Below are 26,742 nucleotides of genomic sequence, written 5' to 3' on the forward strand. Positions count from 1 at the left end.
GGCCGGGCGCGGTCAGCCGAGCGGCCTGCCGCAGTCGATGGGCCAGTACGGGCCCCAGATGTCGAGCGAGTTCAGCACGAACTTGATCGCCACCGGGTCGAAGGCGATGCCGACGTGCGCGTTGGTGTCGTCCGGGCACTTGTCCTGCAGCAGGACGTTCTGCGCGTTCGAGCCGTTGAGGAACGCCGAGGTGTAGGGCGTGACGACCTCGTCGTACCTGGTGGCGAGGACGATGTAGGCCGGGCCGGGCACCGTGTCGCCGCCGGCGTTGAGCTCCTTGAGGAAGTCGGAGCCGGTGATCTGCTGGCCCGCGGCCGGCGCGGCCTTGACGACGGCCTGCGTGATGCCGAGCAGGCTGCCCAGCTGGACGAGGCCCGCCAGGTTGGTGCCGTGGTTGGACGGGACGAGCCCCACGAGCCTGCCGACCTTCGCCGCGCCGCCGAGGAACTTCATGTAGTAGCGGGGCATCATTCCGCCCTGCGAATGCCCGACGATGTCGACCTTGGACGCACCGGTCGAGGCGAGCACCCTGTCGACGAACGCCGACAGTTCTCCGGCCGATGCGGGAATGTCATGGATTCCCTGGATAGGGCCGTCCTCCGGGCCGCCGTAATTGAGGGCGTAGACGCAGTATCCGGCCTTCTTCAGGGCCGGAGAGAGTTTCTGCCAGTTGAACGCCATGTTCTCGAACGTCCCGTGCACGAGAACGACCGGCCGGGGATGCCAGAACGACGGCCTGCAGTTCCAGTCGTTCGCGCCGTCCGGGCTGGTCTCGGCGTGCGCGGCGGGCGCGGCCAGGCCCGTCGCGGCGAGCACGGCGGCCGCCGCCGCGGCGGTCGCCGCCCAGGACCGGAGTCGTCTGAAACGCATGGGAATCTCCCTCGTGAGGGCACGCCGAAAAGAGGCCGCGACCCGCACGAATTCACCGGGTCCGGCCGCTCATCGCCGTGATGATCGGGGTGGAGTTCCCACAACGTACGACCGCTTCGGGGCGCGGTCTTGTGGAATGGCCGCCGGTTTGCCGGGCGGCCTTGTCAGCCGACTCACAATTGGATCGGCGCGCATACCGCCCGGCCTGCGGCGATCCGCCGCAGGCCGGGTGCGGGCGGCTCACGCCTGGGCGACGGCGCCCTCCTTCAGGAGGGTCTCGGTGTCGTCGAAGCCGAGGTCGTCCAGGATGGCGCGGGTCTGGCCGCCGGGGAGGGCGGGAACGCCGTCGGTCTCCGCGGCGGTGCGGGAGAAGCGGGGCGCCGGGGCGGGCTGGCGGTGGCCGGCGAGGTCGGGGAACACGCCGCGGGACGTGTTGTAGGGGTGCTCGGCCGCCTCCGTCAGCGACAGGACGGGGGCCACGCAGGCGTCGCTGGGAACGAAGATCTCCGTCCACTCGTCGCGGGTCTTCGTCTTGAAGACGGCGGCGAACCGCTCGCGGAGCACCGGCCAGCCGGCGCGGTCGTGCTGGTGCGGGAGGTCCTCGCCGTCCAGGCCGGCGAGGCGGAGGAACTCGGCGTAGAACTGCGGCTCGATGGCGCCGACGGCCATGTGCTTCCCGTCGGACGTCTCGTAGACGTCGTACCAGGGGGCGCCGGTGTCGAGCATGTTGACGCCGCGGCGGTCCTCCCAGAGGCCGCCCGCGAGGAACGCGTGGATGAACGTCGACAGGTGGGCGGTGCCGTCCACGATCGCGGCGTCGACGACCTGGCCGCGCCCGCTCGTCCTCGCCTCCAGGAGGGCGGACAGGACGCCGACGACCAGGTACATGCTGCCGCCGGCGAAGTCGCCGAGCAGGTTCATCGGGACCTGCGGCGGGCCGTCCGCGCGGCCGATGGCGTGCAGGGCGCCGGTGATGGCGATGTAGCCGACGTCGTGGCCGGCGGTGTGCGAGAGCGGCCCCTCCTGGCCCCAGCCGGTCATCCGGCCGTAGACGAGCCGCGGGTTGCGGGCGAGGCAGTCGTCCGGGCCGATGCCGAGGCGCTCGGTGACGCCGGGCCGGAACCCTTCGAGCAGCACGTCGGACTTCTCGGCGAGGCGGAGCACGACCTCGCGGCCCCGCTCGCTCTTCAGGTCGATGGCGATCGACCGCTTGCCGCGGTTGGTGAAGTCGGTGCCGCCGGCCGTCTCGCCCTCCCGGACGGCGGAGGCGCGGTCGACGCGGATCACGTCGGCGCCGAGGTCGGCCAGCAGCATCGCGGCGAACGGCCCCGGTCCGATCCCGGCCAGCTCGATCACCCGTACTCCGGACAGCGGCCCCTTGCCCATCTGCGACTCCCTGAATCTTGTTCGGTCTCCCCCAGTGTGCACCATCCAGGTAAGCGCGCGCTGACTCGGGTGCGGGTCAGCGGGCGGTGAGGGACACCGGGGTCTTCGGGGTCCCGGTGGCGACCAGCAGGCCCTTGTGCGTCGTCGAGCGGCGCACGCCGTCGGCGTGCGGGACGAGGCCGCGTCCGGCGGCGGCCACGTAGTACCAGCGGTCCGACGGCGCCCGCCACCACGTGCCGCTGACCGGGCGGCCGGCGTCGCACGCGCCCGTGGGCCGGGCCTCCGCGCCGAGCAGCGTCGCCCGGGCGGTGCTCCCGCCCGCCGCGTACGTCAGCCGGGTGCACACCCAGTCGGCGTGCCCGCCGCCGTGCGGCAGCCTCCCGGACCAGAAGCCGAACGCCGTCGCCTCCGACACCGGGCTGGCCGGGCGCGGCGTCGCGCAGGCCAGCCGGTTCCAGATCTCCCGGCCCTGCCCGCCGAGGCGCTCCGGCCGCTCGTCCCGCGGCCGCCGGCCGGGCGGGCGGTAGCCGAGGACGGCGGCGCGCGGGCCGCCGAGGTCGCCGACCGTCCGGGAGCCGAGGTGGAACAGCGGGCCGCGCCCGCAGCCGGTGTCCGCGCGGGCGGGGGCGGTCACGCCGCCGGACACCGCCAGCCGGTCGCCGGAGAGCGTCTCGGGCCGGGCGTCCCACGGGGCGAGCAGGTAGCGCCCGCCGCCGAGGGCGATCGGGGCGGACGGACCGGTCCCGGCCGGGACGACGTCCAGCCGGCCGGGGGTGTAGCGGGCCAGCAGGCCGCCGCGCCGCAAGAGGGCGAGGGGCGTGCCGTCGAGGCGGCCCGCGTAGAGGAGCTGGGCGGTGCCGCCCGCGGCGCGCCGGCCGCCGGGCGCGCCCGCCCACGCGGCCGCGGCGCGCCGCACGAACGCCCGGTCGCCGGCGAGCTCGCCGCGCGCGGGCCAGGCGTCCAGGGTGCGGGCGCCGCGCGTCCAGGCGTCCGGGGCGGCCGACACCGGCCGCGGCGCGGGCGGCGGCGCCTCGCCGGCGTCGCCGCGCTCGGTCGCGTCGTGCGCGCCCACGAGCCCGGCGGTGAGGACGGCCGCGGTCGCGAGCGGCAGCACCGACCGGGTGCGCACGGGGCGCAGCGCCTGCGGCTCGAACCGGTCGGCGCCGCGCGGCACCGGCACGCGGACGGCCTCGGCGGCGCGGATCGCCGACCAGGGGTCGCGCACGCCCAGCTCGATCAGCTGGTCGCGGATCTGGTACCGGGGCAGCCCCTCGATGTGCCGGAGCACGTAGGCGGCGCGGACGTGCGGCGCGAGCCGGGACAGCGCGGCGGTGAGCGCCGGGTCGGGCAGCCGCCCGGGCAGCGCGCGCAGCCAGGGGCCGAGGCCGATCTGCAGGCGGCGGGAGGGGCGCAGCGCCCGGCGCAGCACACGGGTGCGCCAGCGGGCGCGCCCGGCGGCGGAGCGGTCGCGGGCGCCGCGCGCGGCGCCGTCCACGATCCGGCGGGCGATCGCCAGCCGGTAGACGCGCTTGCCCCTGCCCGGCAGAACGAAATACGCCATGCGGACAAGGTCCCCATAAGCCGATTTTGCCGGCGGCGTTTCCGTCTCCGGTTTCGTCATGACATCTTCCGTCACGGCGGGCCACTCCCTCTGGGCCGTTCCATCGTCGCGAACCCCGAGGTTAGAGCGCCGCGAGCGGGCCGCGGCACGGAATTGGCACAACGATTAACCAGCCCGAAAGAAATGTCCCGGCATTTCCGGACGGATCCGTGCCGCGGCGCGTGTTCGCGGGAGGAGCCGCGCCGGATTCGTCCCCGTACTACGCTGTTGACCTCCCGGGGAACCGTCCTGCGCCGCACCCCGTCGGACCCGTGCGGCCGGACCTGCGCGCCCCCGCCGCGACCCGGACAGACGAGCGACGGAGAGGGATCCCCCCACCCATGACCGAGGACGTCCCCGGCTACCGGGTGCTGGAGCAGGTCGGCGAGGGCGGCTTCAGCGTCGTGTACCGCGCGCACCAGGAGCGCCTCGACCGGATGGTCGCGCTCAAGGTCCTGTCGGTCGGCGCGGTGGACGCCGCGGCGATGCGCCGGTTCCAGCGCGAGTGCAAGATCACCGGGCGGCTGTCCGGGCACCCCAACATCGTGACGGTGCTCGACACCGGGACCACGCGCGCCGGCCGCCCCTACATCGCGATGGAGTACTTCGAGCACGGCGCGCTGACCGACCGGCTCGCCAAGGAGGGGCCGCTGCCGGTCGCGGACGTGCTGCGCATCGGAGTGAAGATGGCGGGCGCGCTCGCCGCCACCCACGAGACCGACGTCCTGCACCGGGACGTCAAGCCGCAGAACGTGCTGCTGTCCAAGTACGGGGAGCCGGCGCTCGCCGACTTCGGCGTCGCCCGCCTGGTCGACTCCTTCGACGCCACGCACACCCAGGCGTTCACCCCGCACCACGCGGCGCCCGAGGTGCTGGAGGGCCGGCCGCCCGGCGTGGGCGCCGACGTCTACTCGCTGGGCTCGACGCTGTACCAGCTGCTGGCCGGGCAGCCGGCGTTCAAGGGCCCGCCCGGCGAGGGCATCGCGCTGCTGATGCTGCGGATCCTGCACGAGCCGCCGCCGCCGATCCAGCGGCCGGACGTCCCGCCGCGGGTCTCGGACGTCATCGGCCGCGCGATGGCGAAGACGCCCGAGCAGCGCTACGCGACCGCCGTGGAGTTCGCGCGGGCGCTGCAGCAGGTGCAGGCCGAGCTGGGGCTCCCGGTCACGGACGTGCCCCACAGCGCCGCCGCGGTCCGCCCGGGGCCGGCGCCCGGTCTGCCGGGGCCGCCGCTCGTCCCGGAGTGGGCGCCGACGACGAGCGACCCGCACACGGGCGACCCGCGTGCGAGCGGCTCCCACGGCGGCACGGGCCCGACCACGCCGCACACGAACCCGACGGCGCCCCACACCGGCCCGCCCGCGCCGCTCCCCGGCCGGCCGCACGACGGGCCGCGCCGCGGGCTGGTCGTCGCGGCGGGCGTCGCGCTCGCCGGCGGGCTGGCGCTCGGCGTCGGGGCCCTCGCGCTGGCGGGCCCCGGCGGGGAGGGCGGGGAGCACGCCGCCGGTCCGCCGCCGTCCCAGGCCGTCCCGCAGGCCGGGACGCAGCAGCGGCAGCCGGTGACGGCCGCGCAGCTCGCGGCGGCGCGGCCGCGCAAGGTCGCCGTCCGGCAGGCCGGCCGGACGGCCGCGCTCGCCTGGACGCTGCCGCCCGCCGCGCGGGAGCTGCCGCTGCTCGTGCAGCGCCGGCCCGCGGGGAACGAGCCGATCGTGACGGTCCCGGCAGGGTCGCGCTCGGCGACTGTGCCGGGCCTGCGGCCGAAGACCGCCTACTGCTTCAAGGTCGGCGCGGTGCTGCGCCTCAACCAGGGCGCGGCGCCGGACGTCGCCTGGTCGGCGCCCGCCTGCCTGCGCACGGGCAAGGCCAAGCCCGCCAAGCCGAAGCGCGGCTGACCGGCGCTACTTGCACTTCCATACGGGCGGCCCGGCGAAGCTCTTCCAGTCGCCGGGCGTGTTGACCAGGTAGCCGAGCAGGTAGCCGGTCTTGCCCTGCCAGGTGACCTTGGCGTACATGTCGCCGGCGAGGCTGGAGTCCCGCGGGTGCGTGTAGTAGACGCCCTTCTCCTGGCAGTGGACGGTGATCATCTCGCCGTTGTTGTCGTGCATGGTGGCGACGAGCGCGCCGTTCTTGCCGTCGGGCGCGGCCCGGATGTAGGCGTCGGAGTTGCCGTTGCGCTCCACCGGGTACTTGGCCGCGGGGCCGGTCAGCGTCGCGTCGAGCACCGCCGCCGCGCCGGTGCCGGCGCCGTTGGCCGCCGTGACGGCGAAGCTGTAGGAGCCGTTGGTGTACACGTCGCCGAGCGTCACGGACGTCTGCGCCCCGGTGGCCGAGCCGCTGACCGGGCCGTCGTAGGCGAGCCGGTAGGTGACCGAGCCCGCGCCGGGCGGCGGCGTCCACGACACCTTGGCGCCGGACGACGTGGCCTGGGCGGTGAGGCCGGTCGGCGCGCCCGGCGCCACGCACGGCCGGACGGGGTCGCTCGCCGCCGACACCTGCTCGCGGGTCCGGCCGCGGGCGTCCCGGTAGCGGACGGCGACGCGGAACCGGTACTCGCGCCCGCAGTCGCCGCCGCCGACCGTGAACGTGAAGGGCCCCGCGCCCTGCCGGATCGCGGACGGGCTCACGGTCATGCCGGACGGGACGTCCTTCAGCACGTAGCCGATGACGCCGTCGCCCTGCGAGGGCTGGAAGTCGACCCGCATCGTGCCCGCGCCGGGCGTGACGGAGATGTTGGACGGCGCGCTCGGCGGCTCCCCCGGGCCGGGCGGCGCGGGCGGCTGGGACGGCTGCCGCGGCGCGCGGGGCGGCGGGGCCTCCCCGCCTCCGGGCAGCGGGATGGGCCGGCGGTCCGGCCCGCCGGGCACCCGGTCCTTGTACTTGTCGACGCCCTTCCCGGCGCCCTCCCGGTCGATGACGACGGCGCGCGGGCCGGACGGGTCGTTCGCCCAGAGCATGCCGTCGCGGACGAAGACGTCCAGCTTGGCGGGCCGCCCCGCGACCGGGACGGGCTTCTCGAACCGGTTGTTCGCCGAGTCGTACACGATCAGCGCGCCGGCGGTCTCGTCCGGGATGTAGACCTTCGCGCCGAGCATCTGCGGCGGCCGGTAGCGGTGCCTCGGCATCGCGAGCCGCGTGCTGGAGTAGCGGCCGGTGCCGGTGTCGACGGTGACGAGCGACCCGGCGCCGGGCACCAGCAGCGGGACGGTCTCGCCCTCGGTCGCGGCGGGCGCGAGCACGCCGCCGCGCCCGGCCCGCCGCACGGTCGTCGGCAGGCTCACCGTGATCTTCTCGCCGGACGCCTTGACGACGGTCGCGGTCGCGGCGGTGGAGTCGGTGACGACCGGGTTCCCGGCCGCCATGGTGAGCGCGAGGCTGTCGCCCGCCTCGCCGACGCGGACCGGCGGCCGCAGCCGGCCGCCGGAGAACGCGGCGACCTCGCCGTTCCGCGCCACCGGCACCCACAGCGCGCCGCGCGCGTCGATGCCGGCCTGCCCGAGGACCGGCGGCAGCGTCGCGGACGCGCCGACGGGGGTCAGCGCGACCGGGTCGATCTCCTGCACGACGCCCTTGACCGAGTCGACCGTGTACGCCTTCCCGCCCGCGGCGAGGACCTGGATGCCCTTGCCGAGCGGGCGGCTCGTCCCGATGTCGAGCTGGGACGGGTCGAGCCGGCTGACGACGCCGGTGTCCAGGTCGACGATCAGCACGGTACCGCCGTCCTGGACGATCTTGATGTTGTGGCCGCGCATCTGCGGGACCACGGCCGTCTTGCCGTCGACCTTGCCCGCCGGGCCGTTGACGTGCACGACGAGCCCCCGGCCGGTGGCGGTCAGCCAGGCTCCGACGTCGGCGAGCCGGTAGGTGGCGCTCGCGACGCCCACCCCGTAGACGGCGGCGGCGATGGCGAGCACGCCGACGAGCCCGGCGGCGACCTGCCCGGTCAACCGGTCACGCCGGAACAAAGACCCCAGAAACGCCAGACGCACGCGTGTTCACCTGCCCCGTTCGCACCGGAAACCGTACTGTCTCCCGCCGCGCACCCGCCCGGGTTTTCCCGGAAAGATCAATTTTCGCGGAGCGCCGCGGTGTAGGCGGGGACGGTGATGTTGCGGCCCGACACGACGACCACCGGGCGGCCGGTGACCTCGACCTGACCGGCGAGGACGGCGGCGAGGCCCGCGGCGCCGGCGCCCTCGGCGACGAGGCCGTGCTCGTGGAAGAGCCCGCGGAGCGCCGTCCGGATCTGGTCATCGGTCACCGAGGTCAGCTCGGCGGTCTCCCCGATCACCTCCGGGGTCACGCTGCCGGGTTCGAGGTTGCCGGGCAGGCCGTCGGCGAACGTCTCGCCGACCTCGACCCCGACGACCCGCCCGGCCGCCAGCGAGGCGGACACGCCGCGCGACACGGCCGACTCGACGCCGACGATCCGCACGTCCCCGCGCTCGCGCGCCCAGAGGCAGAGCCCGGCGAGCAGCCCGCCGCCGCCGACCGGCGCGACCACCGTGAGCGGCCCCTCGGCCTGCCGGTCGAGCTCGCGTCCGATGGTGCCCTGCCCGGCGATCACGGCGGGGTCGTTGTAGGGCGAGACGTAGTGGCCGGGGAGGGTCATCGCGTGCGCCTCGGCCTCGTCGTAGGTCAGCCCGTGCTGCACGAGCCGCACCGGGTACGCGCCGATCTTGTCGACCTTCACCCGCGACGCGCGCGTGGACACGACCACGGTCACGTCGGCGCCGGACTTCGCGGCGGCGTAGCCCATCCCGAGGCCGTGGTTGCCGGCACTCGCGGTGACCGCGGGCACGCCTTCCGGGAGCGCCGCGACGGCCGCGAGCGCGCCGCGCACCTTGAACGCGCCGGTCGGCTGGCACGTCTCCAGCTTCAGCAGCGCGCCGGGCGCCAGGCCGGACGGGACGAGCGGGGTGGGCGGGAGCTCGGCGGAGACGACCCGCCAGGCGCGCTCCAGGTCGCCGGGGCCGGGCGCGCGGACCGCCCGCGCCGTCACGGCCGCTCCCGGTGCGCCTCGTCGAGCCGCTCGTGGAGGCGGCCGCGGATCTCCTCGGGCGTGTAGGACCGGCGGCGCCGCTCGGCGCGCACGATCACCGCGCCGGTCGCGGCGACGCCGACGAGCCCGGCGACGCCCAGCGCCTTCCACAGGCCGGGGCCCTTCCACGCGCCCTTTCTCCATCGCATGCGACTACCGTAGCGATCATGCCGGGTACGAGCATCTCCCTCGACCGGGCCGCCGAGCTGACCCGCACCGGGGACGTGTGGCTGTTCCGCGGCCGGACGGTCGCGGACCGCGCGATCCAAATGACGACGAACAGCCCCGTCAACCACGTCGGCATGGCGCTGGTCGTCGACGACCTGCCGCCGCTGATGTGGCACGCCGAGCTGGGCCGCTCGCTGCGCGACATGTGGACGGGCGGCCACCACCGGGGCGCCCAGCTGCACGACCTGCGGGACGCCGTCCTGGTCTGGGGCGACCGGTACGGGCAGCGGGCGTGGCTGCGGCAGCTCGACCCGCCGGCGTCCCGGGCGATGGAGGACGCGGCGCTGCGCGCGGTGGCCCGGCTGGACGGCACCCCGTTCCCGTCGACGTCGAAGCTGGCGGCGCGCTGGGTGCGGGGCCGGGTGCCGGTGCGGCGCCCCGCCGGACGGGACGCCGACCTGGAGACGGCGTTCTGCGCGGAGATCGTCGCGGTGACCTACCAGGCGATGGGCCTGCTCCCGAAGGGCCGCCGCCCGAACTGGTTCGACCCGGGCCGCTTCTGGAGCGGGGACGACCTGGACCTGGAGACGGGCGCCGTGCTCGGCGGCGAGATCGCCGTGACCGTGCCCGCGTCCTGACGCCCCCGCGGGTTCCCGGGATCGCGGGGCGCGGTCAGCGCGGCGGCGGCTCGGCGCGGCGGCGGTCTTTCAGGGACCGCGGGTGCAGGCGGCGGCGCAGGCGGCGCAGGCGCCCGGCCTTGGCGGTGACGAGGCGTCCGAGCGCGTCGGTGTGGTCCCAGGCCCGGTCGGCGGCGCGCGGGTCGGGCTGGGACGCGGCGAAGCGGGCGTGGTTGACCAGGTCGGCGAGCGGCGCCAGGTGGTCGCGGGCGGCGTCGCCGACGGTGGACGCGCCGAAGTGCGCGACCTCGTGGGCGGTCAGGGTCCGGGACGCGGACAGGCCGGCGTCCGCGAGGTGGTCGAGCGCCTGGTGCCAGGCGCCGGTGATGCGGGCGGCGGGCGTGCCCGTCCGGCGCCGCCGCCTGCGCAGGGCCGGGGCGGTGAGGACGGCGCACAGGTAGCCGATGAGGAGGGCGGCCGCGGCGAGTGCGGCGAACACCCACCACGGGGTCGGGGAGCCGGCGGCGGGGGCCGCCTTCCGCTGCTCCCGCTGCGCCGTCTCGGTCTGCTCGGGGGCGCGCTGCCGGGAGGCCGCGCTCTTCTGCGCCTGCTCCAGCTTCTGCTGGGTCTGCCCGGCGGCGACGCCGCCGTCGTCCTTGGACGGGCGGGCGCTGTCGGGGAGCGGGTTGAAGCGGATCCAGCCGAGGCGGTCGAACTTGATCTCGGGCCACACCATCACGTCCCCGGAGCGGATCTGGACGGTGCCGCCCGCGCGCAGGCCGCCCTCGAACCCCACGACGACGCGGGACGGGAGCCCCAGCGTCCGGGCGAGCAGGGCGTAGGCGGTGGCGAAGTGCTCGGGCGTGCCGCGCCTGCCCTGGCCGAGGAAGTAGTCGATCTGCCGGTAGCTGTGCCCGGGCGGCGCGGTCACGTCGTACTTGGCGTAGACCTTGAGGTAGTCGGCCAGCATCGCGGCCTTCTGGAGGGGCGTCGCCGCGCCCCGGGTGGCGGCCTGCGCGAACTTGCGGAACTCGGCGATCTGGACGGGCGGCTGCTTCGCGCCCGGCCCCCAGGGGAGCCGCCGCGCGGCCTCCGCCTCGGCGTCGGTGGCGACGCCCGCGTCCGCCAGGTCGTCGGCCGTCCACTCGGGCACCGCGGACTCGACCCGGTAGGTCTGGCCGGGGCGCAGCGGCCGCGCGGCGGCGAGGGCGCCGCTGCCCGGGTCGACGACGACGGGGAGCCCGTCCACCCGCCGGGGCCGGTCGGGCGCCGGGACCCACACGCCGGTCAGCTCGCGGATCGTGATGCGCTGGGCGACCTCGTGCCGCTCGTCCGGCGCCGGCCCCGCGGGCACGCGGCTCCCGGTGGGGACGAACCGGGCCGTGGACGACCAGGTCACGCCGTCGAACCGGTCCAGGACGGCGAGCCGCTCGGCCGGCGTGCTCGCCGCGCCGACGGTGAACAGGACCCGGCCGGGGCTCAGCAGCCAGCCGCCGACGCGGTCGAGCGGGCTGACGCCGTCGCGCCGCTGCGGCGGCGGGGCCTGCACCCGCTCGCGCGGGTCGTAGGGCGCGGCGCCGACCGGGACGAGCGGGCCGGCGGCGAACGCCAGCGCGCCGAGGACGGCGGCCGCCGGGATCCCCGCGGCGAGCGGGCGCCAGGCGACGCCCGCGCCGGGGCCGTCCGCGCGGATCAGCACGAGGACGGCGATCAGCACGGCGGTGGCGGCGGCGAGCGGCATGTTCGATCCGGGGCCGTCCACGCCGAGCAGCAGCGCCACCGCCCACACGCCGAGCGCCGGGACGGCCGGCGCGGCGCGCAGCCAGGTGCGGAGCGCGAGTTCGGCGGACGCGAACGCCGCGAGCCACACCGTCACGCTGACCAGGACGAGGTATTCGGGCTCGGCGGGCGCGGGCAGCAGCGTGGTCAGGACCGCCTTCCACGAGCTGAGCACGCCCTCGCGCAGCGCCTGCGGCAGCGTCCCGCCGCTCAGTGCCGGGCGCAGGACGGTGACCGACACGGTCGCGGCCCACGCGGGCACGGTGAGCACGAGCGAGATCCACAGCGGCCACGGCCCCTTCTTGCGCGGGCCCGACAGCAGCCCGGCCAGCAGCGTGGGGACCACCGCCGCGACGGCGGCGACCGGGACGACCGGCCCGAGGCCGAAGACCCGCTGGAACGAAAGGCCGGCGACGGCGGCCAGGGCGGCCGTCACGGCCAGCGCGATATAGCGGCTCACCAGGCCCGCCGCCACGATTCCGCCAGGCCGTCCAGGTCATCGACGTCGACGGCCAGGACGCCGGGCGGCGCGGAGGCGGGCCCGTCCGGCCGGACGCGCAGCACCACGACCCGGTCGAACCGGGGCCGGACGGACGCGATCCGCCCCATCTCGGCGTCGCCGTTCGTGACGACGACGAGGGAGCCGCCGGGGCGCACGCTCCGCACCGCGTCCACGGCCGACCGCCGCCCGTCGTCCGTCCCGACCGCGGTGAGGGCGTCGAGCAGGGCCTCGGCGTCGTCCGGGCCGCCGCGCGTGGCGGCCAGCGGCCCGGCGCCGGTGAGGACGCGGACGGGGAAGCCCGCCGAGGCCGCCCCGGCGGCCGCGGACGCCGCCGCGTCCACGGCCAGCTCGAAGTCGTCGGGCTCCGGCCAGGCCGCCGCCCGCGCCTCCAGCACGACCGTCGTCGTCGGCAGGCTCGCGTCCACGAGCCGGCGGACCATCAGCGTCCCGGTGCGGGCCGACGACTTCCAGTGGATGTGCCGCAGCTCGTCGCCGACGACGTACTCGCGGAGCGCGTGGAACGTCGCCGAGCCCGCCGGGGACCGGTCGCTCGTCGGCCCCTCCAGGTGGTGGGCGCGGCCGGACGGCAGCACCGGCAGCCGCACCGTCCGCGGCCGGACGAGCAGCACCCGCGGCTCGCCGTACTCGCGGACCCGGCGGGCCAGCCGCAGCGGGTCGGCCCGCTCCAGCCGCAGCGGGCCCACGGCGATCTCGCCGCGCCGCGCCGTCGGCAGCGTGTACGTCACGGTGCGCCTGCCGCCCCGGCGCAGCCGCGGGATGCCGACCGCCACGTCCGCGGGGCCGGCGGCGTCCCGCGCGCTGAGCCCCCGGACCGCGCGCCCCCTGTTCGCGACGTGCAGGACGCCGACGGCGGGCTCCCCGCGCGCCACCTTCGCGGGGGCGATCTCCCGGCCGACGTCCAGGCGCGGTCCGGGCAGCGTCCACAGCAGCGCGCCCGCCACCGCGGCGAGCCCGGCGACCGCCAGCGCCGCGGGCTCGGGGTAGCCGAGCCACCAGCCCGCCGCGTACAGCGCCGCCGAGGCGGCCGCCGTCCCCCACCCGAGCGGCGTCAGCACGTCACACCCGCTTCTCAGACGCCCGCGGCCTGCGGGGTCGGCACGTTCTGCAGCACCTCGCCGACCACGTCCGCGCCGGTGCGGCCGCGCAGCTCGGCCTCCGGCGTCACGAGCAGCCGGTGCGCGACGACCGGGACGGCGAGCGCCTTCACGTCCTCGGGGACCAGGTAGGAGCGCCCGGCCGCGGCCGCCCGCACCCGCGCCGCGCGCAGCAGCGCGATCCCCGCCCGGGGGCTCGCGCCGAGCCGCAGCTCGGGGTGCTCGCGGGTGGCCGCGACGACCCGCACCAGGTAGTCGTGCAGCGGCGGCGCGACGTGCAGCCGCTGCGCGAAGTCGATCGCGCGGGCGAGGTCCTCGCCGCCCAGCACCGGCGGCAGCCGGTCGAGCGCCGGGCCCGACGGCGCGCCCGCGAGCAGCGCCACCTCGGCCCGGTGGTCGGGGTAGCCCATCGAGATCCGCATCAGGAACCGGTCGAGCTGCGCCTCCGGCAGCGGGTACGTGCCGTCCATGTCCACCGGGTTCTGCGTCGCGATGACCATGAACGGGCGCGGCACCGGGTGCGGGACGCCCTCCACCGTCACCCGGCGCTCCTCCATGACCTCCAGCAGCGCCGACTGCGTCTTCGGGGAGCCGCGGTTGATCTCGTCGGCGACCGCGATGTTCGCGAAGATCGGACCGGGGTGGAACTCGAAGGCGTTCGTCCCCTGGTTGAAGATCGAGACGCCGGTGATGTCGCTGGGCAGCAGGTCGGGGGTGAACTGGATGCGCGCCCACTTCGCCTCCACGGACGCCGCGATCGCCCGGGCCAGGGTGGTCTTCCCCACGCCGGGGACGTCCTCGACGAGCAGGTGCCCCTCGGCGAGCAGGCAGACCAGCGCGAGCTCGATCTTGTCGCGCTTGCCGCGCACGATCCGCTCGACGTTGCCCGCCAGCGCGGCGAACAGCTGCGCGAACCGCCCGGCGAGCGCGTCCGCGTCGATGCCCGCGTTCTCCGTCATCCGCCCCGGACCCCCGTCCCCTGCCGACGGGAAGGCACCCTAGCGGCAATACGCCGCAGAGGCGTCGAGATCTCCGAACCTCACCCCGATCTAGGACGAACCGAACGCGGACGTTATCCGCGGCGTCCTAATGTTGGGCATCGCGACGACGGACTCCGGGGTGGACGTGGAAGACATCAGCATCGGCGACATGTGGAACCGGCTGACGGGATCGCAGCCCGACCCGCCGCTGTGGCTGGTCGGCCTCGTCGGCGTCATCGCGCTCGCCGCGGTGCTCCACGGCCCGACCTGGCGGATCGCGCGCAACACCGTCACGATCGCGCACGAGGGCGGGCACGCGCTCGTCGCGCTGCTGACCGGCCGCAAGCTGGACGGCATCAAGCTGCACTCCGACACCTCCGGGGTGACCGTCTCGCGCGGCAAGCCGCACGGCCCGGGCATGATCCTCACGGCGCTGGCCGGGTACGTCACGCCGCCGCTGCTCGGCCTGTTCTTCGCGCTGCTCCTCGCGTGGGGCCGGATCACGCTGATGCTGTGGTTCTCGCTCGCCCTCCTCGCGGCGATGCTCGTGATGATCCGCAACGCCTACGGCGCGCTCACGGTGGTCGCGACGGGGGCGGTCGTCTTCGCGGTGTCCTGGCTGGGCAGCGCCGTCGTCCAGGCCGGGTTCGCCTACCTGGCCGCCTGGTTCCTGCTGCTGGCCGCGACCCGCCCGGTGATCGAGCTGCAGCGGATGCGCGCCCGGCACATGGCGCCGACCTCCGACGCCGACCAGCTCGCCCACCTCACGGGCGTCCCCGGCCTCGCCTGGGTGGGCCTGTTCGCCTCCACCGCCCTGCTCGCCCTCCTCGCCGGCGGCGCCCTCCTCGTCCCCGACGTCTCGGTCCCCGACCTCCCCGCACCGCCCGGCTTCTGACCGACCGGCCTGCCGGGCCGCGGGCTCGCGAAACGCCTCGTTCCGGGGTTCTCGACCGTCGCTCACGTGGAGAACGCGCAGGATCGTCACGCGGAGAATGTCGTAGGGGACGGATAGTTTCGGCTGTGTGAGCGAACGATGGGCCCGGGAGCAGGTGCTCGGCCTCGCGCCGGACGCGGCGTCCGCGAAGGCCGCCGGCGGGGTCGCCAAACCCGGCAAATGGGGCGGCACGGGGTGCGACGACGAGGCCGTCTGGGGCGAGTGCCGGGGCAGCGGCAAGTCCGTGTACCGGACGGGCGTCGACCTGACCGAGCCCGCGTACCGGTGCACGTGCCCGAGCCGGAAGTTCCCGTGCAAGCACGCGCTCGGCCTGCTGCTGATGTGGGCCGACGCGGTGGTGGAGGGCGGGCCGCGGCCGGGATGGGTCGCGGAGTGGGTTGAGGAGCGGCGCGAGCGGGCGGGGAGGGCGGCCCGGAGGCGGGCGGCGGCGGCCGGCCGGGGGCGCGATCCGAAGACCGCCGAGCGGCGGGAGCAGCGGGTCGACGACGGGCTCGCCGAGCTCGACCAGTGGCTCCGCGACCAGGTCGCGCACGGGCTGGCGCAGGCGGAGAAGGCGCCCTACCGGCTGTGGGACGACGCGGCGCGGCGGCTCGTCGACGCCCAGGCGGGGGCGCTCGCGGGGCAGGTGCGGGGGCTCGCCGCGATCCCGCGGCGCCCCGGCTGGCCGGGGCGGCTGCTGGAGGAGTACGCGCTGCTGCGGCTGCTCGTCCGGGCGCACCAGCGGCGGGACGAGCTGCCGGAGGGGCTGCGCGACACGGTCCGCTCGCGGGTCGGGTTCACCGTCCCGCAGGAGGACGTGCTGTCCGGCGGGGAGCGCGTCCGCGACCTGTGGTGCGTGCTCGGGTCGCGCGACACCGCGCAGGATCTGCTGACCACCAGGCGGGTGTGGCTGCGGGGGCGGCGGACGGGGCGGCCGGCGCTGGTGCTGTCCTTCGCGGCGCCGGGCGCATCGCTGGACGCGTCGCTCGTGACGGGTACGCAGGTCGACGCCGAGCTGGCGTTCTATCCGGGCGCGCAGCCGCTGCGGGCGCTGGTCGCCGGCCGGTACGGGGCCGCCGAACCGGCCGTGCCGGGCGGGACGGCCGTGCGGGAGTTCCTGGACGAGCACGCGGCGGCGCTGGCGAAGGACCCCTGGCTCGACCGCTGGCCCGCGGCGCTGGAGAACGCCCGGCCGGCGCGTGCGGAGGGAGGCGGCCTCTACGTGATCGACGGGGCCGGGGACGCGCTGCCGCTCCGGACGGGCGACCCGTGGCGGCTGCTCGCGCTGTCGGGCGGCGGGCCGGTCACGCTGTCCGGGGAGTGGAGCCCGCGCGGCCTGCGCCCGCTGGCCGCCTGGCACGAGACCGAGGGGACGGTGGTCCTGTGAGCGCGTGGAACGAGCACGTCACCGCCGCGCTGCTCGGCACCGAGCGGCGCGATCCGCCCGTCCTGCCGGAGGCGCCCGCCGAGGCCGGCGACCGGGCGGGGCGGCTGCTCGACCAGGCGGCGCTGCTGGCCGTCCGGCGGAGGGCGGGGCTCGTGCCGTCCGGTGCGGCGCCCGAGCCGGTCGCGCCGGCCCCGGTGGAGGACCGCCCCGTCGTGCCCCGGGCGGCGGCCGCGCGGCTGCGGCGGATCCTGGCCGGGGAGCAGACCCGGGTGCTGCCCGAATGGCTCGGCGCGGCGGCGGAGCGGGGCTACCGGGTGCCCGCGCAGGCGCTGCCCGACCTGCTGGAGCGCGGCCGGGGCGACCGGGCGCTGCGGCCGCCGATCGCGCGGGCGGCCGGGCGGCGCGGCGTGTGGCTGGCCCTGCAGAACACCGACTGGGCGTACCTCGTCGGATCCGGGGACGATCCGGGCGGCGGCCCCGAGATGTGGGAGACGGGCACTCGCAACCGCCGCGTGGCCTACCTGACCAGGCTGCGGAGCACCGAGCCCGAGCGCGCGCGGGAACTGCTGCGCGAGACGTGGGCCAAGGAGTCCGCGCCCGACCGCGCGGCCTTCCTCGCCGCGTTCGAGCACGGGCTGTCGCCGGCGGACGAGGAGTTCCTCGAAGCGGCCCTGGAGGATCGCGGCAAGGACGTCCGGCAGCTCGCGGCCGACCTGCTCGCCCGCCTGCCCGGGTCCGCCTACGGGGCGCGGATGGCGGCGCGCGCCCGCGGCTGCCTGGCGGCGGAGACCCGCACCGTGCGGGGGCGGCGGCGGACGCGGATCGCGGTGGACCCGCCGCACGCCCACGACGAGGAGATGGCGCGCGACGGCATCCCCTTCCACCCCAGCGGGTCGTTCGCGCCGCGCGGCGCGGGCGGGCCGGTGGGGACGCGGGCGGCGTGGCTGCGCGAGATCCTCGCCCGCACCCCGCTGTCCACCTGGACGGAGCTGTTCGAGCTGCCCCCGATGGAGATCGTCTGCCTCCCCGTCGGAGCGGCCGGGGAGCCGTCCTCCCGCAAGGGAGCGGTCTCCGAGTCCGAGGGGCGGGACGTCCACATCGGGTGGGCCAGGGCCGCGCTCGCCCAGCGCGACGGCGCGTGGGCGCGGGCGCTGCTCAAGGGCGGCGTCATGGTGGACGAGCCGGAGGCGCTCGCCGACCTGCTGTCCGTCCTGCCCGACGGCGAGCGCGACGCGGCGGCGGCCGACCTGATCCGCTGGGTGGAGGGGCGGCCCGACCTGCTGCGCCTCCTCGAACGGGTTCCCGGGCCGTGGGCGGGGCCGCTCGCCGAGGCGGTGGTCGCGGCGCTGACCGCGTCCGCCGCGCGTCCCGGGCGGCGCGACGAGCACCTGGTCACCCGGCTGTGCCGGCTCGCCGACCAGCGGCTCGAACCGGCCGCCGCGGCCCGCCTCGCCCCGCTGGCCGAGCGGGGCGACGCCGCGCCGCTCGGCGTCGCCGAACTGATCGCCACCCTGCGTTTCCGCGACGAGATGCTGAAGGAGCTGACCCCTTGACCGAGAACGCGGTACTGCGCCCGCACGCCGAACAGGAGTACGCGGGCGAGCTGGCGCGGCTGGCCGAGCACGACGACCGGCCCCGGCCGCCCGGCTGGCGGCTGTCGCCGTGGGCCGTCACCACGTACCTGCTCGGCGGCGAGCTGCCGGACGGGACGGCGATCAGCCCGAAGTACGTGGGGCCGCGCCGGCTCATGGAGGTGGCGGTGGCGACCCTCGCGACCGACCGGGCGCTGCTGCTGCTCGGCGTCCCGGGGACGGCGAAGACGTGGGTGTCGGAGCACCTCGCCGCCGCCGTCAGCGGCGACTCCACGCTGCTCGTGCAGGGGACGGCGGGCACCGCGGAGGAGGCGATCCGCTACGGGTGGAACTACGCGCGGCTGCTCGCCGAGGGGCCGTCCGAGCAGGCGCTGGTGGAGAGCCCGCTCATGCGGGCGATGCGGCGCGGCCAGGTCGCCCGCGTCGAGGAGCTGACCCGGATGCCGTCCGACGTCCAGGACACCCTCATCACCGTCCTGTCGGAGAAGACGCTGCCCGTCCCGGAGCTGAACACCGAGGTGCAGGCGCGCAAGGGCTTCACGGTCATCGCCACGGCGAACGACCGCGACCGGGGCGTGAACGAGCTGTCCAGCGCGCTGCGCCGCCGGTTCAACACGGTGGTGCTGCCGCTGCCGGAGACCGTCGAGGACGAGGTCGGCATCGTCGCCCGCCGCGTCGACCAGATCGGCGCCGGGCTGGAGCTGCCGGAGTCCCCGGCCGGGCTGGAGGAGATCCGCCGCGTCGTCACCGTGTTCCGCGAGCTGCGCTCCGGCGTCACCGCCGACGGGCGCACCAAGCTGAAGTCGCCCAGCGGCACGCTCAGCACCGCCGAGGCCATCTCGGTGGTCACCAGCGGCCTCGCGCTCGCCGCGCACTTCGGCGACGGGGTGCTGCGCGCCTCCGACGTCGCGGGCGGCATCGTCGGCGCCGTCGTGCAGGACCCGGTCTCCGACCGCGTCGTGTGGCAGGAGTACCTGGAGGCCGTCGTCCGCGACCGCCCCGAATGGCGGGACTTCTACCGGGCCTGCCGGGAGGTCTCTTGAGCCGCGTCGAGGTCTACGGGATCCGCCACCACGGGCCCGGCTCGGCGCGGGCGCTGCGCGGCGCCCTGGAGGAGTTCAAGCCGGACGCGGTGCTGATCGAGGGCCCGCCCGAGGCCGACCCGATCGTGGAGCTGGCCGGCGACCCCGGGATGGTGCCGCCGGTCGCGCTGCTCGCCTACTCCCCCGCCCCGCGGGACGGCGACCGCAGGGCCGCGTTCTGGCCGTTCGCCGAGTTCAGCCCGGAGTGGCAGGCGATCCGGTACGGGCTGGGCGCCGGCGTCCCGGTCCGGTTCTGCGACCTGCCGGCGGCGCACCAGCTCGTCCCCCTGCCGGACGGCGAGCCGCCGGACGGCGAGCCGGCCGCGGAGGGCGTCCGGGCCGACCCGCTGGGCCGGCTGGCGGAGGCCGCCGGCTACGACGACGCCGAGCGCTGGTGGGACGACGTGGTCGAGCACCGCGGCGCCGGGCCGTCCCCGTTCCCCGCGATCGCGGACGCGATGGCGGAGCTGCGGGCGCGGCTCGCGGAGGAGCCCGCCGCGCCCCGCGAGGAGCAGCGCGAGGCCCACATGCGCCGGACGCTGCGCCGCACCCTCAAGGAGGGCCACGAGCGGGTCGCGGTGGTCTGCGGCGCGTGGCACGTGCCCGCCCTGCGGGCCGAGGTCCCCGCCGCCCACGACGACCGGACGCTGCGCGGGCTGCCCAAGACCAAGGTCGCCATGACCTGGGTGCCGTGGACGCACGGCCGCCTCGCCGGGCGCTCCGGCTACGGCGCGGGGGTCCGCTCCCCCGGCTGGTACCACCACCTGTTCACGGCCCGCGACCGCCCGGTCGAGCGGTGGCTGACCGCCGCTGCCCGCGTCCTGCGCGACGAGGACCTGCACGCCTCGTCCGCGCACGTGATCGAGGCCGTCCGGCTCGCCGAGGCCCTCGCCGCGCTGCGCGGCCGCCCCCTCGCCGGGCTCGACGAGGTCACCGAGGCGACCCGGGCGGTGCTGTGCGAGGGCGCCGACCTGCCCGTCGAGCTGATCCAGAAGCGCCTGGTCGTCGGGGAGCGGCTCGGCGCCGTCCCGGAGCGGACGCCGATGGTCCCGCTCCAGCGCGACCTCCAGGCCGAGCAGAGGCGGCTGCGGCTCAAGCCGTCCGCACTCGGCAGGGAACTCGACCTCGACCTGCGCAAGCCCACCGACCTGGAGCGCAGCCGCCTCCTGCACCGGCTCCGCCTGCTGGACGTCGAGTGGGGCGCGCCGGCCGGCACCGGCCGCTCCAAGGGCACGTTCCGCGAGACCTGGACGCTGGCCTGGCGGCCCGAGTTCGACGTCGAGCTGATCGAGGCCGGCGCGTGGGGCACCACCGTCCGCGGCGCGGCCACGGCCCGCGCCCGCGCGGTGGCCGAGGACGCCGCCGCGCTCTCCGACCTCACCTCGGTGGCCGAGCGCTGCCTCCTCGCCGACCTCGGCGACGCGCTGCCCGCCGTCATGCGGGCCCTCGCCGACCGCGCCGCCGTCGACACCGACGTCGCGCACCTGATGGCGGCGATGCCGGCGCTGGTGCGCGCCCTCCGCTACGGCGACGTCCGCGGCACGTCCACCGGCCCGCTGCGCACCGTCGTCGACGGCCTGGTCGTCCGCGTCTGCGTCGGCCTCCCGCCCGCGATCACCGGGCTCGACGACGACGCCGCCCGCGAGTTCCTCGCGCACGTCGACGCCGTCCACGGCGCGCTGTCCCTGCTGGGCGACGAGGGCCGCCTCGAACGCTGGCGGCGCACCCTGGAGGGCGTCCTCGCCCGCCCGGACGCCCTGCACGGCCTCATCGAGGGCCGCCTCACCCGCCTGCTCCTCGACGCGGGCCGGCTCCACGACGTCCCCGCCCGGATGGCGCGCGCCGTCTCGGCCGGCACGCCCCCCGACCGCGCCGCCGCCTGGATCGAGGGCTTCCTGTCCGGCGGCGCGCTGCTCCTGCTGCACGACGAGCCGCTCCTCCGCCTCGTCGACGCCTGGATCGCGGGCCTGCCCGCCGGCTCGTTCACCGGCGTCCTCCCCCTCCTCCGCCGCACCTTCGGCGCCTACCCGGCCGCCGAGCGCCGCGCCATCGGCGACCGCCTCCGCCGCCGCACGGCCCCCGGCACGGCCTCCCCGCCTCCGCCCGAAGAGGAGATCGACGACGAACGCGCCGCCCCGGCCGCCGCCGCGGCCCTCCAGATCCTCGGCTGGCGCACATGACGCGGGCGGCGGAAGCGAAGCGGCGGGGTGCGCCGGGTGCGCGCCCTGATGAGGGTCCGCGGGACGGACGAGGCATGGGAAAGGGGCCGGTGTGAGCGGTGACGGCGTGGACGACCGGCTGCGGCGGTGGCGGCTCGTGCTCGGGGGCGAGAGCGCCGACGGGACGGGGGTGTCGCTCACCGGCGACGACGTCCGGATCGACGGGGCGCTGGAGAAGCTCTACGGCGGCGGGGCCGGCGGGGGCCGGTCGCGGCCGGGGCGGCGCAGCGCCGGGCTCGGGGACTCCGCGCCCTCGGTGGCGCGGTGGCTCGGCGACATCCGCGAGTACTTCCCGTCCAGCGTCGTGCAGGTGATGCAGAAGGACGCGATCGAGCGGCTCGACCTCACCCGGCTGCTGCTGGAGCCGGAGATGCTGGACGCCGTCGAACCCGACGTTCACCTCGTGGGGACGCTGCTGTCGCTGAACCGCGTGATGCCCGACCGGGCGCGGGAGTCGGCGCGGGCGGTGGTGCGCAGGGTCGTCCGCGATCTGGAGCGGCGGCTCGCGCAGCGGACGCGGTCGGCGGTCGGCGGGGCGCTGGACCGGTCGGCGCGGGTGCCGCGGCCGAGGCGGCTCGCCGACGTCGACTGGGAGCGGACGATCCGCGCGAACCTGCGGCACTACCTGCCCGAGCACGGCACCCTCGTCCCGGAGCGCCTGATCGGGTACGGGCGGCGGCAGCAGGCCGTCAAGCGCGACGTGGTCCTCGCCATCGACCAGAGCGGCTCGATGGCGGCGTCGGTGGTGTACGCGAGCGTGTTCGGGGCGGTGCTCGCCTCGATGCGGTCGCTGCGCACGTCGCTGGTCGTGTTCGACACCGGTGTCGCGGACCTGACGGACCAGCTGCACGACCCGGTGGAGGTGCTGTTCGGCACGCAGCTCGGCGGCGGCACCGACATCAACCGCGCCATCGCGTACTGCCAGGGCCTCGTCACCCGCCCCAACGACACGATCATGGTGCTGATCAGCGACCTGTACGAGGGCGGCGTCCGGGACGAGATGCTGCGCCGGGTCGGGGCGCTGACGGCGGCGGGCGTGCAGGTGGTGGTGCTGCTCGCCCTGTCGGACGAGGGCGCGCCCGCCTACGACCACGACAACGCGGCGGCGCTGGCCGCGATGGGCGTCCCCGCGTTCGCGTGCACCCCGGACGCGTTCCCGGACCTGATGGCCGCCGCGATCGAGCGCCGCGACCTCAAGGAGTGGTCGGAGCGGCGGTCACCGGGATGACCGCGACAGGCCCATGGCGAGCAGGACCACGACGACGGCGGTCAGCACGGCGTGCCCGGCCAGCGCGGACGCCTGGACGTGCACGAGCGCGCCCCACGCGCCCCACATGGCGACGCGGACCACGCGCGCGGCCATCACCGTCCACGCGGCGGCGCGCGAGCCGCGCCACGCGAGGATCACCGCCACCAGGGTGACCACGGCGACGACGGCGAAGGAGGACGCCACCACGGGCAGCAGGCCCCCGCGGTTCCCCTCCGTCAGCGACGGCCGCGCGATCAGGATCGCGAGCGCGGCGACGTCCAGGGCGGCGAGCAGCCCCGCGAGGACCAGGCCGGTGACCACGGCGGGCCCGCGCCGCAACCGCCCCGCACCCGTCGGCCCCCCTGTCCCGGCGCCGGGTCGCGGGGCGGGACCGGCATCGCCCCAGGACTCGGTGCCCCGTCCGGCCGGAGGCCCGCTCCAGTCCGTGCCCGGCGGCCCGTTCGCCGCGCCCGGCCCCCGCGCCGCGCCCAGAACGCCCGTGTAGGGCGCCGTGTCCGGGGCCGGGTCGAGGCCGGACGCGCCGGAGGGGCCGAACACCGCCCCGGGGCCGGACGCCGTGGCCGTGTCCGGCATGCCGGGGCCGCCCGTGTTCCAGGCGGGCTCCGGCGGGACGCGCGGGTCGGACGCCGTGCCGGGGCCGCCCCCGGCACCGGTGTAGGGGGCGGTGCCGGGGGCCGGGGCGTCCGGGCTCGGGCCATCTTCCGGTGGCGTGCCCGGGGCGGGGGCCGTGCCGGGGACCGGCCTGGTCGGGCTGCCCCGGCCGAGGAGCCAGAGGAGGACCTCTTCGGAGGTCGGGCGGTCGGACGGGTCCTTGGCCAGGCAGGCGGCGGCGACCTCGGCGAGGGGGCCGGGGAGGACGCGCAGGTCCGGCGTCTCGTGCATGATCTTGTACATGACGGCCGGGAGCGGCCCGCCGGCGAAGGGATCGCGGGCGGTGGCGGCGAACAGCAGGGTGCCGGCCCAGGCGAACAGGTCGGCGGCGGGTCCGGCCCGGCCGGAGAACTGCTCGGGCGCCATGTAGGCGGGGGTGCCGACGACCTGGCTGGTCAGGGTGGTGCCGGCGTCGAAGGCGCGGGCGATGCCGAAGTCGATCACGCGCGGGCCGTCCGGGCCCATGAGGACGTTCTGCGGCTTGAAGTCGCGGTGCACGACGTTCGCGCGGTGGATCGCGGACAGGGCCGTCACCGAGCTGATCGCCAGGCGGTCCAGGTCGGCGCCGGTGCGGGGGCCCTCCTCCTGGACGAGGGCGCGGAGGGACGGGCCCGGGACGTACTCGCTGACGATGTAGGGGCGGTCGCCGGCCATGTCGGCGGCGAGCATCTGGGCCGTGCAGAACCCGGCGACGCGCTGGAGGAGGGCCAGCTCGCGGACGAAGCGCTCGCGGGCGTTCGCGTCGCCCAGCAGCTGGGCGTGCAGGAGCTTGACGGCCACGCGGGACGGGCCGGCGCCGGGGTCGGCGGGGCGGCCCAGGTACACCGCGCCCTGGCCGCCGGTGCCGAGGCGGCCGAGGAGCTCCCAGCCGCCGAGCCGGGTCGGGTCGGAGGGGTCGAGGGGAACCGGGCCCGCCATTTCGCACCCCCGTGAAAAAACTCGGCATTCCGCCGCGCACAAATCCGCTCCGGCCGGCATCAAAGAGTATAGGTTCGGCTGGCCCGGAGCGGGAGTAGAGGCATGCTTGAGATCCATTCGCCAATTGCCCGGCACAGGGCGGTCGCGGGGGCGGTCGCGGTGCTGGCGCTGACGGCGGGCACGCTGGCCGGCTGCGGGGACGCCGGCGCGACGATCACGCGGCTGACCGTGGGGTCGCCCGGTCCGGACCCGTACACGCTGGTGGCGGGCACCGATGAGATGAACGTGAAGGAGCGGCCGCAGGCGGGCGGGACGAAGGACGGCGACTCCCCCGGCCTGTACGGCGGGACGCGGCAGGCGTCGACCTGCGACCAGCGGAAGCTGATCGCGTTCCTGCAGGCCAACCCGGACAAGGGGCGGGCGTGGGCGGAGGTCCAGGGCATCCCGGTGAGCGACATACCGCGCTATGTGTCGCGGCTGACGCCGGTGCTGCTGCGCACCGACACGCTGGTGACCAACCACGGCTACCGCGACGGGAGGGCGACGAGCGCGCCCGCCGTCCTGCAGGCCGGAATGGGCGTTCTGGTCAATGGTTACGGCGTGCCGGTGGTGAAGTGCAATTGCGGTAATCCGCTGACCCGGCCGGAGCAAAAGATCTCCACCGGGAACGCGATCTATACTGGCCGGTCCTGGCCGGGATTCGAGAAGCGGAATGTGACGAGGATCCGGCCGCGGGATTCCCGGAAGGGGACGATCACGGCCTTCGTCCTCGTCGACCCGGAGGCGACGATGGGGTTCGAGCGGCCCCGCGCGACCGGGGGCGAGCAGGACGGGCCGCCGACCGGGCTGCCGCCCACGGAGACGGAGGCCACCGCGAGCGACTCTCCGGCGCCGTCCGACTCCGGCCTGGACTCCCCGCCGGTCGAGTCGCCCGGCCCCGACTCGCCCGGTCCCGAGTCGCCGGGCCCGGAGTCTCCCGGCGCGGAGTCGCCCGGCGCCCCGCAGTCGCCGAGCGCCGAGTCGCCCGGCCCGGGGACCTCGGGTGAGTCACCGGGCGTGACGGACGGCTACTCGGGTACGGCGACCGGCGGGATGACGCCGCCCGGGGAGGAGCCGCAGAGCCCGATCTCGCTGCCGCCGTCCGAGGAGCCGGACCCGGTCGTCTCCTGATCCGGGACGTGCGCTACATTTGCTCATATGAGCAGTCAGTCAGACGTCCTCCCCGCCGAGGCGTGCGCCGTCCGGGTCGTCGACCCCGAGAAGGTCGCCATCGTCTCCGCCGCGATGCCGGGCGCGGAGACGATCGGGGAACTGGCCCAGGTGTTCGGGCTGCTCGCCGACCCCGGGCGGCTGCGGGTGATCACCGCGCTGCTCGAAGGCGGTGAGATGTGCGTGTGCGACATCGCCGCGGCCTGCGGGCACTCGGAGTCGGCGGTCTCGCACGCGCTGCGGCTGCTGCGCGCGAACCGCGTCGTCCGGGTCCGCCGGGCCGGCCGGATGGCCTACTACCGGCTGGACGACTCGCACGTCCGCATGCTGCTCGACCTCGCCCTCACCCACGTCGGCCACGGCGGGGACGTCCCGTGACCCCGGACGGCCGCGGGCACGGGCACGGACACGGGCACGACCAAGGTCACGGACACGGGCACGGGCACGGGATCTCGGCGGGGGCCGACCGGCGGCTGCTCGCCGGCGCGCTGGCGCTGATCGTCGCCTTCATGGCCGGCGAGGTGGTCATCGGGCTGCTGTCCGGGTCGCTGGCGCTGATCTCCGACGCGGCGCACATGATGACGGACGCGTTCGCGATCGCGCTCGCGCTGGTCGCGATGCGGATCGCCGCGCGCCCGCCGAAGGGCGGGTACACGTTCGGGCTGCGCCGCGCCGAGATCCTGTCCGCGCAGCTGAACGGGCTGACCCTGATCCTGCTCGCGGCGTACTTCGTCTACGAGGGCGTCCGGCGGCTGATCGACCCGCCGCCCGTCGCGGGACAGTTCGTGTTCTGGACGGCCCTCGCCGGCATCGCCGTCAACGTCGCGGCGACCTACCTGATCAGCCGGGCCGACCGGCGCAGCCTGAACGTCGAGGGCGCGTTCCAGCACATCCTGAACGACCTGTTCGCGTTCATCGCGACCGCGATCGCCGGCCTCCTGGTGTGGACGGCGGACCTGGTCCGCGCCGACGCGGTCGCCTCGCTGGTGGTGGCGGCGCTGATGCTGAAGGCCGGGTACGGGCTGCTGCGGGACGCGGGCCGGGTGCTCATGGAGGCGGCGCCGGCGGGCATCGACCCGTCCGAGCTCGGCGCCCGGCTGGTCCGCCGCCCCTGCGTGGAGGAGGTCCACGACCTGCACGTGTGGGAGGTCGGCTCCGGCTACCCGGCGCTGTCGGCGCACGTGCTCGTCGACACGCAGGGCGACTGCCACGCCGTCCGCCGCGATCTCCAGGAGGTGCTGCGCGCCGCGTACGGGATCACGCACACGACGCTGGAGGTCGACCACGTGGCCGGCCCGCCGGGCAGCGGGAACGGCCACTGCGACGACGCGCACGGCCCGCGCCACATGTCGGAGGCCGGCGAACCCCACGATCACGCGGGCAACTCCCCCTGCGACCACTGACCCGTCCGGCGCGCGGCGGGCC

The 26,742-nt window shown here is 76.4% G+C and carries 21 protein-coding genes; 11 read left to right on the forward strand and 10 right to left on the reverse strand.

The genetic code is table 11. The annotated features are described in order from the left end of the window. Positions 1–12 precede the first annotated feature (12 nt). The 3 genes from ABTW95_RS26800 to ABTW95_RS26810 all read right to left on the reverse strand — a co-directional run bounded on the left by ABTW95_RS26800 (position 13) and on the right by ABTW95_RS26810 (position 3,817). Positions 13–870, reverse strand: a complete 858-nt coding sequence (locus ABTW95_RS26800; RefSeq protein WP_500227732.1) for an esterase/lipase family protein — start codon at positions 868–870, stop codon at positions 13–15. A gap of 240 nt (positions 871–1,110) precedes the next feature. Beyond that, entirely contained in the window at positions 1,111–2,256 is a 1,146-nt protein-coding gene (locus ABTW95_RS26805; RefSeq protein WP_500227733.1) for a CaiB/BaiF CoA transferase family protein, read from the reverse strand. A gap of 76 nt (positions 2,257–2,332) precedes the next feature. Then, the gene (locus ABTW95_RS26810) at positions 2,333–3,817 is read right to left on the reverse strand and encodes a hypothetical protein (protein ID WP_500227734.1); all 1,485 of its coding nucleotides are present in this window, start codon (positions 3,815–3,817) and stop codon (positions 2,333–2,335) included. Between the two features lie 380 nt (positions 3,818–4,197). Here ABTW95_RS26810 and ABTW95_RS26815 point away from each other — a divergent pair, with 380 nt between their 5' ends. Beyond that, entirely contained in the window at positions 4,198–5,748 is a 1,551-nt protein-coding gene (locus ABTW95_RS26815) for a protein kinase domain-containing protein (protein WP_500227735.1), read from the forward strand. Positions 5,749–5,754: 6 nt separating this feature from the next. Here the strand turns inward: ABTW95_RS26815 and ABTW95_RS26820 are convergent, their stop codons facing one another. The 3 genes from ABTW95_RS26820 to ABTW95_RS26830 all read right to left on the reverse strand — a co-directional run bounded on the left by ABTW95_RS26820 (position 5,755) and on the right by ABTW95_RS26830 (position 9,043). Continuing rightward, positions 5,755–7,800 carry a fibronectin type III domain-containing protein gene (locus ABTW95_RS26820; RefSeq protein WP_500227736.1) on the reverse strand — a complete coding sequence of 682 codons (2,046 nt, stop codon included), beginning with the start codon at positions 7,798–7,800 and terminating at the stop codon, positions 5,755–5,757. Positions 7,801–7,919: 119 nt separating this feature from the next. Beyond that, on the reverse strand, positions 7,920–8,855 hold the full coding sequence (locus tag ABTW95_RS26825) for a threonine ammonia-lyase (protein WP_396448960.1): 936 nt from the start codon (positions 8,853–8,855) through the stop codon (positions 7,920–7,922). Further along, a complete protein-coding gene (locus ABTW95_RS26830) occupies positions 8,852–9,043 on the reverse strand; it encodes a hypothetical protein (protein ID WP_396448959.1) in 192 nt (63 codons plus the stop codon). The genes ABTW95_RS26825 and ABTW95_RS26830 overlap by 4 nt, the downstream gene beginning before the upstream one ends. An 18-nt stretch (positions 9,044–9,061) precedes the next feature. Between ABTW95_RS26830 and ABTW95_RS26835 the strand changes: the two genes are divergently transcribed. Then, positions 9,062–9,700 carry a hypothetical protein gene (locus ABTW95_RS26835; RefSeq protein ID WP_396448958.1) on the forward strand — a complete coding sequence of 213 codons (639 nt, stop codon included), beginning with the start codon at positions 9,062–9,064 and terminating at the stop codon, positions 9,698–9,700. A gap of 34 nt (positions 9,701–9,734) precedes the next feature. Here ABTW95_RS26835 and ABTW95_RS26840 read toward each other — a convergent pair whose 3' ends face one another. From ABTW95_RS26840 to ABTW95_RS26850, 3 genes are read right to left on the reverse strand one after another with little or no spacing between them, the layout of a single operon-like run. Beyond that, entirely contained in the window at positions 9,735–11,918 is a 2,184-nt protein-coding gene (locus ABTW95_RS26840; RefSeq protein ID WP_500227737.1) for a transglutaminase TgpA family protein, read from the reverse strand. Further along, entirely contained in the window at positions 11,915–13,036 is a 1,122-nt protein-coding gene (locus tag ABTW95_RS26845; RefSeq protein WP_396448956.1) for a DUF58 domain-containing protein, read from the reverse strand. The genes ABTW95_RS26840 and ABTW95_RS26845 overlap by 4 nt, the downstream gene beginning before the upstream one ends. 14 nt (positions 13,037–13,050) lie before the next feature. Continuing rightward, positions 13,051–14,034 (reverse strand): AAA family ATPase, encoded by a 984-nt coding sequence (locus ABTW95_RS26850; RefSeq protein WP_500227738.1) that lies wholly within the window; start codon positions 14,032–14,034, stop codon positions 13,051–13,053. A gap of 190 nt (positions 14,035–14,224) precedes the next feature. Here ABTW95_RS26850 and ABTW95_RS26855 point away from each other — a divergent pair, with 190 nt between their 5' ends. The 6 genes from ABTW95_RS26855 to ABTW95_RS26880 all read left to right on the forward strand — a co-directional run bounded on the left by ABTW95_RS26855 (position 14,225) and on the right by ABTW95_RS26880 (position 22,497). After that, entirely contained in the window at positions 14,225–14,950 is a 726-nt protein-coding gene (locus ABTW95_RS26855) for a M50 family metallopeptidase (protein ID WP_396448963.1), read from the forward strand. 127 nt (positions 14,951–15,077) lie between these two features. After that, complete coding sequence (locus ABTW95_RS26860) at positions 15,078–16,376, forward strand: SWIM zinc finger family protein (protein WP_396454259.1); 1,299 nt, start codon at positions 15,078–15,080, stop codon at positions 16,374–16,376. Continuing rightward, the gene (locus tag ABTW95_RS26865; protein WP_500227739.1) at positions 16,373–17,929 is read left to right on the forward strand and encodes a DUF5691 domain-containing protein; all 1,557 of its coding nucleotides are present in this window, start codon (positions 16,373–16,375) and stop codon (positions 17,927–17,929) included. The genes ABTW95_RS26860 and ABTW95_RS26865 overlap by 4 nt, the downstream gene beginning before the upstream one ends. Beyond that, positions 17,926–19,011 (forward strand): ATP-binding protein, encoded by a 1,086-nt coding sequence (locus ABTW95_RS26870; protein WP_396448952.1) that lies wholly within the window; start codon positions 17,926–17,928, stop codon positions 19,009–19,011. Before ABTW95_RS26865 ends, ABTW95_RS26870 begins: the two co-directional genes overlap by 4 nt. Beyond that, entirely contained in the window at positions 18,972–21,230 is a 2,259-nt protein-coding gene (locus ABTW95_RS26875; RefSeq protein WP_500227740.1) for a DUF5682 family protein, read from the forward strand. Before ABTW95_RS26870 ends, ABTW95_RS26875 begins: the two co-directional genes overlap by 40 nt. A 91-nt stretch (positions 21,231–21,321) precedes the next feature. Then, the gene (locus ABTW95_RS26880) at positions 21,322–22,497 is read left to right on the forward strand and encodes a VWA domain-containing protein (protein ID WP_500227741.1); all 1,176 of its coding nucleotides are present in this window, start codon (positions 21,322–21,324) and stop codon (positions 22,495–22,497) included. On the opposite strand, the gene ABTW95_RS26885 is transcribed toward ABTW95_RS26880, so the two are convergent. Then, on the reverse strand, positions 22,486–24,108 hold the full coding sequence (locus tag ABTW95_RS26885; protein ID WP_500227742.1) for a serine/threonine-protein kinase: 1,623 nt from the start codon (positions 24,106–24,108) through the stop codon (positions 22,486–22,488). The genes ABTW95_RS26880 and ABTW95_RS26885 overlap by 12 nt on opposite strands. Before the next feature lie 102 nt (positions 24,109–24,210). Between ABTW95_RS26885 and ABTW95_RS26890 the strand changes: the two genes are divergently transcribed. The 3 genes from ABTW95_RS26890 to ABTW95_RS26900 are packed head-to-tail and all read left to right on the forward strand — an operon-like array spanning position 24,211 to position 26,720. Beyond that, positions 24,211–25,278, forward strand: coding sequence for a DUF6777 domain-containing protein (locus ABTW95_RS26890; RefSeq protein WP_500227743.1), 1,068 nt, complete (start codon positions 24,211–24,213; stop codon positions 25,276–25,278). Positions 25,279–25,305: 27 nt separating this feature from the next. Continuing rightward, positions 25,306–25,695, forward strand: a complete 390-nt coding sequence (locus ABTW95_RS26895; RefSeq protein ID WP_396448947.1) for an ArsR/SmtB family transcription factor — start codon at positions 25,306–25,308, stop codon at positions 25,693–25,695. Next, on the forward strand, positions 25,692–26,720 hold the full coding sequence (locus tag ABTW95_RS26900; protein WP_500227744.1) for a cation diffusion facilitator family transporter: 1,029 nt from the start codon (positions 25,692–25,694) through the stop codon (positions 26,718–26,720). The genes ABTW95_RS26895 and ABTW95_RS26900 overlap by 4 nt, the downstream gene beginning before the upstream one ends. Positions 26,721–26,742 lie beyond the last annotated feature (22 nt).

The organism is Spirillospora sp. NPDC127506 (assembly GCF_040302145.1).
GTDB lineage: Bacteria > Actinomycetota > Actinomycetes > Streptosporangiales > Streptosporangiaceae > Spirillospora.

Excerpts from the sequence above, each read along its gene's own strand:
- ABTW95_RS26800 (WP_500227732.1), bottom strand. The coding sequence starts at position 870 with ATGCGTTTCAGACGACTCCGGTCCTGGGCGGCGACCGCCGCGGCGGCG.
- ABTW95_RS26805 (WP_500227733.1), bottom strand. The coding sequence starts at position 2,256 with ATGGGCAAGGGGCCGCTGTCCGGAGTACGGGTGATCGAGCTGGCCGGG.
- ABTW95_RS26810 (WP_500227734.1), bottom strand. The coding sequence starts at position 3,817 with ATGGCGTATTTCGTTCTGCCGGGCAGGGGCAAGCGCGTCTACCGGCTG.
- ABTW95_RS26815 (WP_500227735.1), top strand. The coding sequence starts at position 4,198 with ATGACCGAGGACGTCCCCGGCTACCGGGTGCTGGAGCAGGTCGGCGAG.
- ABTW95_RS26830 (WP_396448959.1), bottom strand. The coding sequence starts at position 9,043 with ATGCGATGGAGAAAGGGCGCGTGGAAGGGCCCCGGCCTGTGGAAGGCG.
- ABTW95_RS26835 (WP_396448958.1), top strand. The coding sequence starts at position 9,062 with ATGCCGGGTACGAGCATCTCCCTCGACCGGGCCGCCGAGCTGACCCGC.
- ABTW95_RS26850 (WP_500227738.1), bottom strand. The coding sequence starts at position 14,034 with ATGACGGAGAACGCGGGCATCGACGCGGACGCGCTCGCCGGGCGGTTC.
- ABTW95_RS26855 (WP_396448963.1), top strand. The coding sequence starts at position 14,225 with ATGTGGAACCGGCTGACGGGATCGCAGCCCGACCCGCCGCTGTGGCTG.
- ABTW95_RS26875 (WP_500227740.1), top strand. The coding sequence starts at position 18,972 with ATGGCGGGACTTCTACCGGGCCTGCCGGGAGGTCTCTTGAGCCGCGTC.
- ABTW95_RS26885 (WP_500227742.1), bottom strand. The coding sequence starts at position 24,108 with ATGGCGGGCCCGGTTCCCCTCGACCCCTCCGACCCGACCCGGCTCGGC.
- ABTW95_RS26890 (WP_500227743.1), top strand. The coding sequence starts at position 24,211 with ATGCTTGAGATCCATTCGCCAATTGCCCGGCACAGGGCGGTCGCGGGG.
- ABTW95_RS26895 (WP_396448947.1), top strand. The coding sequence starts at position 25,306 with ATGAGCAGTCAGTCAGACGTCCTCCCCGCCGAGGCGTGCGCCGTCCGG.